This window comes from Streptomyces sp. ISL-66 (assembly GCF_018614135.1).
Taxonomy (GTDB): domain Bacteria; phylum Actinomycetota; class Actinomycetes; order Streptomycetales; family Streptomycetaceae; genus Streptomyces.
Window position 1 is genome coordinate 38,512 of sequence record NZ_JAGGOW010000151.1, and the last position, 7,333, is coordinate 45,844.

The following is a 7,333-nucleotide window of genomic DNA, read 5'->3' on the forward strand; positions in this document are numbered from 1 at the left end:
CCGGCGGCGGGGTCACCGCCGTGGACCCGTCAAGGGGTCAGTTGGTATGCGGGGAAGTTGCCGGGGAGGCGTTCGGCGTCGGGGCCGTTGGTGACGGCGTGGACGAGGAGTTCGCCGCCGACGAAGGCTCCGCGCCAGGAGGCTCCGAAGCCGCCGAAGAGTTCCTCGCGGTCGCCGCGCGAGCGGGGTTTGCCCTGGCCGATCTTGAAAGCCCGGATCTGCGGGGCGAGGCGGCTGAAGGTGGCCGGGTCGTCGGTGGAGAGCGTCGCGACGAGCGCGCCGTTGGAAGCGTTCATCGCCGCCAGGAGCTCGGCCTCGGTATCCACGAGAACGATCGTGTCGACCGGGCCGAAGGGCTCCGCGTGGTGGAGCGGCGAGGAGGCCGGCGGGCTGAGCAGGGCCAGCGGAGCCATGTAGGCCGAGGTGTCCTGACCCGGCAGGAAACGGGCCGGATCCAGAACACCCCGGAAGAGCGGGACCGCGCCCCGCTCGACGGCTTCGGCCGCGTGGTCGGTGAGTTCCTTGGCCTTCGATGCGTTGATCAGGGGGCCGAAGTCGAGTTCGGGCAGCGGGTCGTCGGGGTGGGCGACGGCGAGGGGGTGGCCGGTACGGACCGAGGCGACGGCGGGGAGGTAGGCGGCGAGGAACGCGTCGAAGGCGGTGCGCTGGACGACGAAGCGGGGATATGCGGTGCAGCGCTGCTTGCCGTAGTCGAAGAGTTTGGGAATGACGGTGCCCAGGTTCGTCCAGTCGGTGTGTTCCCAGATGCCCCAGGTGTTGAGGCCCTCCTGTTCCAGGATGTGGCGTTTGCCCAGGTCGGTGACAGCCGTCGCGATCCGGGCACCCGTATCGCGGCCGCCGACGAAGGAGACGCAGCCGATCTCCGCCGACCGGACCAGGGCTTCGGACAGTTCCCCGCCGCTCCCGCTGATCAAGGTGACGGGGATCCCTTCGCGCCGGATCAGGGCGGCGGCCAGGGTGAGACAGGCGAGACCGCCGTCGGTGGGGGTCTTTGCGATGACGGCATTGCCGGCCAGGGCCTGGACCCGCATCGCGTGGACCAGCACCGACATCGGATAGTTCCAGCTCGCGATGTTGGAGACCGGACCATCGAGCGGGCTGCGGCCCTCCACCATGCCCTCGATGTTCTCCACGTACCAGCGCACACCCTCGATGGCCCGGTCCACATCGGCCTGCGCGAGCCGCCACGGCTTGCCGATCTCCCACACCAGCAACAGCGACAGCAACTCCCGGTGCCCGGCCAGCGCGTCGAGGGCCGCCCCGACCCGGGCCCGCCGCTCGGGCAGCGGGACATGCCGCCACGCCCGGTGCTGATCGAGGGAAGCCCGTACGGAACGGGACGCGGTAGCGGCATCCAGACGCGGCGGACCCACGATCGGACTGCCGTCCACGGGGCTGGTGGCGGGCAGCGTACGGCCGCCGCCCTGCCAGGATCCGTCCCACAGGTTCAGGACACGGTCCTCACGGAAAGCCTCCGGAGCCACGGCCAGAGCACGCCTCCAGACATCCGACCAGGCCGTGCCGGACTTGAGGACAAGGGTGGGCTGTGCCATCTGTGAATCTCCGCTCAAGGGGTGGGCGGGGCGGGGAGGTGGCTCGCGTCCGGGCGCCCGCGCACCGGGGCGGCCCCACTCCGAGGCTCCGGGGCGTCTGATCGGTCCGTACCTACTGCGTGTGCGCGATGAACCATCCCACCGGTCAACGGCGCGTCACTCGAGGACCGGCAGGGCGGTCCCGGAGAACCGGCGGGGGCACGGCGGGGAGCCGGACCTCGGCAGGGCAGAAGGCCAGGGCAGCGACAGCGACAGCGTGAAAACGGCGAGGCGCCCCGTCCCCTGCGGATCGCAGGGGACGGGGCGCCTGGTGCCGGACGGACCGGCGGACCGGCTGACCGGCTAACCGACGGACCGGCTGACCGGCAGACCGGCGGATCCGGTCAGACGGCCGAGCCCTGCCCGGCCGCCTGCGCCGCCGGGGCGGCCTCCTGGGCGGTCGCCGTCGGGCTCGCCGCGGCCGGGGCGGCAGCCGGTACGGAGCCCTCGGCGGCCCGGTGGCCCTGGCGGCCGCGCAGGCCCAGTCCACTGATCACCGCGACCAGGCCGAAGGCGACGGCGCCGATGGTGAAGGTGAGGGTGAAGCCGGATTCGGCCGGCAGCGCGGGAACTCCGGCCGGAAGGTGCTCGATCGTCTTCGACGCCAGGATCGTGGTGACGATGGCGCTGCCGATCGCACTGCCCGTGGAGCGGGAGATCGAGTTGATGCCGTTGGCGATGCCGCTCTGGTGGTGCGGAACGCTCGCCATGATGACGGCGGGCATCGCCGCGTAGCCGAAGCTGACGGCCGCGCCGACGATGAGGCCGGCACCGATCACCGAGGCGGTGTGGCCGTGGTCCAGGGCCAGCCAGCCGAATCCGGCGGCGCCGAGGGCGGAGGCGAGGGCCAGGGCGACGCGCGGTCCGCGGTGGCGCACCAGCTGGCCGCCGATCGGGGAGGCGAGGAGCGAGACGATCGCGCCGGGCAGCAGGAACTCGACGGAGGCGCGCAGGATGGAGGCGTCGAAGCCGTAGCCGGTCAGGGCCTTGGGCATCTGGACGAGGTAGGAGACGCCCAGGAAGTTCGCGAACATGCCGAAGCCGACGAGGATGCCGGCCAGGTTGGCCATGAGCACCGGACGGTGGATGAACATCCGCATGTCGACCAGGGGCTCGCGGACCTTGAGCTCGGTCAGCACCCACACCGCGGTCATGACGGCGGCGCCGGCGAAGCTGCCCAGCGTGCGGCCGGAGGCCCAGCCCCATTCGTGACCCTGGGAGATCGGCAGCAGGAGCAGCAGCAGGGCGATGCCGAGGGTGAGCGCACCGAGGAAGTCCGTGCGGCCGCCGGTCTTGTGCCGGGTCGCGGGGACCAGGAAGACGACGGCGAGCAGCGCGAGCACCGCGAAGCCGGTGGCCATCCAGAAGGCGTTGCGGTAGTCCGCGCCGGAGGTCAGCAGGCCGGTGGCGACGAGCGCGAGCCCGCTGCCGAACGCGAGCGTGCCGCTGACCAGGGCCATCGCGCCGGGGAGCTTCTGCGGGCGGACCTCTTCGCGCAGGACGGACAGGGCGAGCGGGAAGATCGCGGTGGCGGCTCCCTGGAGGACCCGGCCGACGATCAGCAGGGGAAGCGAGGAAGCCAGTGCGGCGACGACGGAGCCCGCGACCATGACGCCGAGGACGGCCACCAGCGTCGGCTTCTTGCCGTGCTGGTCACCGAAGCGGCCGAGCAGCGGCGTGAAGACGGCGGCGGAGAGCAGGGTGGCGGTGGTCACCCAGCTGACGTTCGCGGTGGTGGTGGCGAGGTCGTTGCGGATCAGGCCCAGGATCGGGACCGGCAGCGTTTGCATCATCGACACGACCATGGCGGCCAGGCTCAGGGCGAAGACGATGACCGTCTCGTTGCGGTGCCCGCCCTCCTGGGAGGTGGCGGTGGCGGAGGGGGTGGGGCTCATGGCAGGGAAGACCTTCTCAGTGCTTCAGATCACAGATGTTTGACGTCATCAAGTACTTCGACTCCAGTAGACGGTAGACCTCAATAGTTCAGATGGTCAAGTAAAAGGTTGATAATCTGAAGCACCTTGGGTACGCTCGCGGCATGAGCGCCACCACCCCCCACGCCGTCCCGACCAAGCTGGAGCTCCTGGAGCTGCTCGCCGCCATCGGCACCGCCCAGTGGCGCGACTTCGCGGCCGCCGCCGCCCGCCACGGCCTCACCTCCACCCAGGCCAAGGTCCTCGCCCAGCTGAAGGGCCCGCTGCCGATGCGCGGCCTGGCCGCCCTGCTGGTGTGCGACGCGTCGAACGTCACCGGGATCGTGGACCGGCTGGAGGCTCGCGAGCTGGTGCGCCGCGAGCCCGACCCCGTCGACCGGCGCGTCAAGAACGTCGTCGCCACGGACGCCGGCCGGGACGTGATCCGCCGCGTGCGCGAGGAGATGCAGGCCACGCACGGCGCCCTCGATGCCCTGGACGACGCCGAGAGCGCGACGCTCCACGCCCTGCTGGAGCGGCTGCGCCCGACGCTGGAGAAGGACGCCTGAGACCGCTCGACCCGAACGCGCTGGCCAGGGGAAACGCCACCTGACAGACTGCTACGGCTTCAGAACACTCCAGGAGGACACATGTCAGAAGAAACCGACACCCCGCAGGACGAATCGCCGGCCGAGGAAGCCAAGCGGAAGTTCAAGGAGGCCCTGGAGCGCAACGCCGCCAATGCCCAGTCGCAGCAGGCACACCAGAGCCGGGCGAAGATCCAGGGTTCCAGCGGCAACGGCCCCGGTGGCAAGAACAAGAAGGTCCGCCGCAAGACCGGCTGACCGCAGCGCGGTCGCGATGACGCGACGGCGCGACAGCCGACCTCGACGGGGTCAGGGACCACACAGGTTCTGATCCGGTCGAGGGCGGCGCCAGGCCGAGCGCACGCGTTCGCCCGGGCACACGCGGACCAGGGGAACGCACGCGTACGGGGATCACACTCCCGCGATCCGGCGGCTTCGAGTCAATCGGCCGATGCCGGACGTCACCTGCGGGGTGCAGTGTTGCGCCAGTCGAGTGAGGGGCGATAACCCTCGGTGTCCACGGCAGTTGAGCAGCTCGTCCCGCCGAGGGCAGCTATCTCATGCGACAGTGCGACAGAAGAAGGATCCCCCACATGTTCAAGAAGTTCATGGCCACCGCAGCCGCCACCGCCGCCGTCCTGGGTGCCGGTGCCGCCGTAGCCTCCCCGGCGATGGCGATCGGCAACGACCACGGCGTCAACACGGTCAACGGCAACGGGGCCTCGCAGATCTACGGCAACCAGGAGACCAGCGGCAAGATGAGCCCGCAGATGTCCGCCATCCAGGGCTCGCTGAACAAGCTCTGTGTCGGCCTGCCCGCGAAGGTCAACGTCCAGTCGGTCCTGGCCCTGGTCAACGTCGGCATCCAGGACATCAACGTCCTCGCCAACCCGCAGAACCAGCAGTGCACCGAGAACTCCACCCAGGCCAAGGGCGACGACTCCCTCTCGCACATCCTGGACAACATCCCGATCCTCTCCGGCAACGGCGCCGTCGGCAGCTGAACCACCGCGACCGCGCGCCTGCGCCACGCCCTCCGGGGCCTGGCGCAGGCGCGTTGTTTCTTCCACGGCTGCTACTCGGTTGGCGACGACACGTTGTGGGGCGTCAACCGTAGGAAGAAGGGCGCCGCGAACACCCTGGCCGCGCTCGGCACCGCGCCCCCGCCGTAGTGGTTCAGTGCTCGCAGAGGGAGAACTCGCGTTCGTAGAGCTGCTCGTTGTGTTCGTCCACGAAGAACTTCCTTTCCTGCATGAGCTCCTCGCGGTACGTCTTGGCCTGCTCCAGCGTCATGGTCGTGGTGTCGGACCAGGGCTGCTGCGGCGGTACGTCCGAGGTCGAGACGATCCGCTGCGTCGGGTCGACGAGGAAGAACGCGAGGATCTTGCGGTGGCCCGGGCGGGTCGGGTCCGCGAGGCGGAAGGCGTCCACGCGGTGCTGGAGGACGTTGGGAAAGGCCAGGCAGCGGCCCTCCGGGGTCGGTACCGCGCCCAGCACCTGGTTCAGGGCGTCCTCGTCCTCGAGGCCGTAGACCTCGCGCAGCCCGGTGCCGTCGTTCTGTTCGTAGTGCGGGTCGTCGAGGGCGGCGCGGAATCCCAGCCGGCTCTCGGTGATGTTCTCGCTGTCCCAGTAGTAGATGCCGGTCGAGACGATCCGCTCGTTCAGCATGCCCTCGACGTGCCAGGAACCGCCGGCGTACTGGGGCTGGTCCGGTGTGAGGTGGACGGTGGCCAGCTTGACGATGACCTGGAGGCGGCGGCCGCGCAGGTCGATGCGGGCGGCGGCGTCGGGCAGGGCGGGCGGACTGAACTCCGGGGCGTCCGGGACGATCGGGTGGCGGTTCTCGAACCACTCCTCGTACGCCTCGTCCCAGGCGGCGCGGGCCTCCAAGTAGGCGTCGTTGTCGGGGTAGGACGACTTGTGCGGGTACTCCGGCTCGGAGTCATACCAGCTGTAGGGGTCGGCCTCGATCCGCAGGGGCCGCGGGTGGCGCAGATCGGTGAGCACGTTCTCGAACAGCGGGCGCAGGCGCGCGAACAGGTCCGGCAGGACGGACTCCAGTGCGCGGTGCCCTTCGGGGTGGACGTTGTTGACGTACGAGCGGAAGGCGACGGCTCCGTCTTCGCTGACGTCGACGTCCGTGGGCAGCCACTGGAACCGCTCCGAGAACTCGTACTTCGCGTAGTGGTTCGTCGGGTTCTGCCACGCCTGCTCGGGACCTCCGCTCGCCTCCCTCACCAGACAGAACAGGGAGGGATGGACGAGGTCCAGCACCTGGCCGTCGGATCCGGGGTGCCAGTCCCGCGCCGCTTCGGGGGCCTCTTCCAGGACCCGGACCGCCTCGCGCAGCCGGGTCCTGAGCTGCTCGTCGACGAGGGTGTCCGACTGCCAGACACCGTCGACCGCGGAGACTTCGATGCCGGTGCGCGCGTCCCGCAAGGCGGCGTAGTGCTCCAGCTCGGCGAGGACGTAGCGCACCTGAGCTCTGGTCATGCCCTGCGCCATCGCCTCCTGCGTCCACCGGGCGGTGATGCCGGCGTCGTTCATCTTGTCGAACCACGCGGGCTTGGTGCGCAGGTGCGAACTGCACTGCATCATCTGCAGCTCCCGCAACGTCCGGGGCGTCGTGAACGCCGGGGAACGGGTGCTCTGGAAGGGAAGCGGGAAGGCGGACAGGCCGGTCACTACTGATGATCCTCACGGTCGGTGTGCGGTGCCGGGAAGGATAGCCCGGGGCGCTGACATCCCCGCGGCGGCCCCAGGCCCCACACGGCGCGGGGCTGAGGCTGGCCACGGGCGATCCAGCCCGATGGCCGGGTGGTTCCCGGCCACGATCAGCGGCCCCTCGGCGCGCATGGTGCAGCCGGCGTCGTCGTCGGGTCGTCCGATGGGCCTCTGAGGCCGCAACATCAGCGCGTGCGCAGCGTGGTGGCCAGCTGGGCCCGGGACCGGACGTCGAGCTTCTGGTAGATCCTCGTCAGCCGGGCCTCCACGGTCTTCACGCTGACGAAGAGCTTCGCGGCCGCCTCCTGGTTGCTCGCGCCCTCGGCGACGAGCAGCGCGAGGCGGGTCTCGGCCTCCGTGAGGGCCGCCAGGCCCGGCGCCCCGCCGCCGTCCTCGCCCGAGGACGGGGACGGGGCGGACGAGGACTCGCGCGCGAGCTCCGCCCAGGGGGTGGCGCCGGCCTCGGCGAAGGCATCGGCGGCGGCCCGCAGCGCGG

7 protein-coding genes and 1 pseudogene are annotated in these 7,333 nt (G+C 70.6%); 4 read left to right on the top strand and 4 right to left on the bottom strand.

The window, feature by feature from the left end; all coding sequences use genetic code 11:
* Positions 1–29 precede the first annotated feature (29 nt).
* Positions 30–1,574: an aldehyde dehydrogenase family protein gene (locus tag J7E97_RS27430; RefSeq protein ID WP_215032561.1), complete on the bottom strand. Its 1,545-nt coding sequence runs from the start codon at positions 1,572–1,574 to the stop codon at positions 30–32.
* A 383-nt stretch (positions 1,575–1,957) separates the two neighbouring features.
* A complete protein-coding gene (locus J7E97_RS27435) occupies positions 1,958–3,508 on the bottom strand; it encodes an MFS transporter (RefSeq protein ID WP_215032564.1) in 1,551 nt (516 codons plus the stop codon).
* 143 nt (positions 3,509–3,651) lie between these two features.
* Between J7E97_RS27435 and J7E97_RS27440 the strand changes: the two genes are divergently transcribed.
* From J7E97_RS27440 to J7E97_RS37115, 4 genes and pseudogenes are all read left to right on the top strand, one after another.
* Positions 3,652–4,095: a MarR family winged helix-turn-helix transcriptional regulator gene (locus tag J7E97_RS27440; RefSeq protein ID WP_215032566.1), complete on the top strand. Its 444-nt coding sequence runs from the start codon at positions 3,652–3,654 to the stop codon at positions 4,093–4,095.
* 81 nt (positions 4,096–4,176) lie between these two features.
* Positions 4,177–4,371, top strand: a complete 195-nt coding sequence (locus J7E97_RS27445; protein WP_215032568.1) for a DUF5302 domain-containing protein — start codon at positions 4,177–4,179, stop codon at positions 4,369–4,371.
* 335 nt (positions 4,372–4,706) lie between these two features.
* Positions 4,707–5,117: a rodlin gene (locus J7E97_RS27450; protein WP_215032570.1), complete on the top strand. Its 411-nt coding sequence runs from the start codon at positions 4,707–4,709 to the stop codon at positions 5,115–5,117.
* Between the two features lie 57 nt (positions 5,118–5,174).
* A pseudogene (locus J7E97_RS37115) lies at positions 5,175–5,264 on the top strand (IS630 family transposase); the annotation flags it as partial.
* Between the two features lie 25 nt (positions 5,265–5,289).
* Here the strand turns inward: J7E97_RS37115 and J7E97_RS27455 are convergent.
* Together J7E97_RS27455 and J7E97_RS27460 are read right to left on the bottom strand one after the other, a co-directional pair.
* Positions 5,290–6,798 (bottom strand): DUF4246 domain-containing protein, encoded by a 1,509-nt coding sequence (locus J7E97_RS27455; RefSeq protein ID WP_215032572.1) that lies wholly within the window; start codon positions 6,796–6,798, stop codon positions 5,290–5,292.
* Positions 6,799–7,022: 224 nt separating this feature from the next.
* Positions 7,023–7,333, bottom strand: a 311-nt coding sequence (locus J7E97_RS27460) for a helix-turn-helix transcriptional regulator (RefSeq protein WP_215032574.1), incomplete at its 5' end; no start/stop codon positions are given.

Excerpts from the sequence above, each read along its gene's own strand:
- J7E97_RS27435 (WP_215032564.1), bottom strand. The coding sequence starts at position 3,508 with ATGAGCCCCACCCCCTCCGCCACCGCCACCTCCCAGGAGGGCGGGCAC.
- J7E97_RS27440 (WP_215032566.1), top strand. The coding sequence starts at position 3,652 with ATGAGCGCCACCACCCCCCACGCCGTCCCGACCAAGCTGGAGCTCCTG.
- J7E97_RS27445 (WP_215032568.1), top strand. The coding sequence starts at position 4,177 with ATGTCAGAAGAAACCGACACCCCGCAGGACGAATCGCCGGCCGAGGAA.
- J7E97_RS27430 (WP_215032561.1), bottom strand. The coding sequence starts at position 1,574 with ATGGCACAGCCCACCCTTGTCCTCAAGTCCGGCACGGCCTGGTCGGAT.
- J7E97_RS27450 (WP_215032570.1), top strand. The coding sequence starts at position 4,707 with ATGTTCAAGAAGTTCATGGCCACCGCAGCCGCCACCGCCGCCGTCCTG.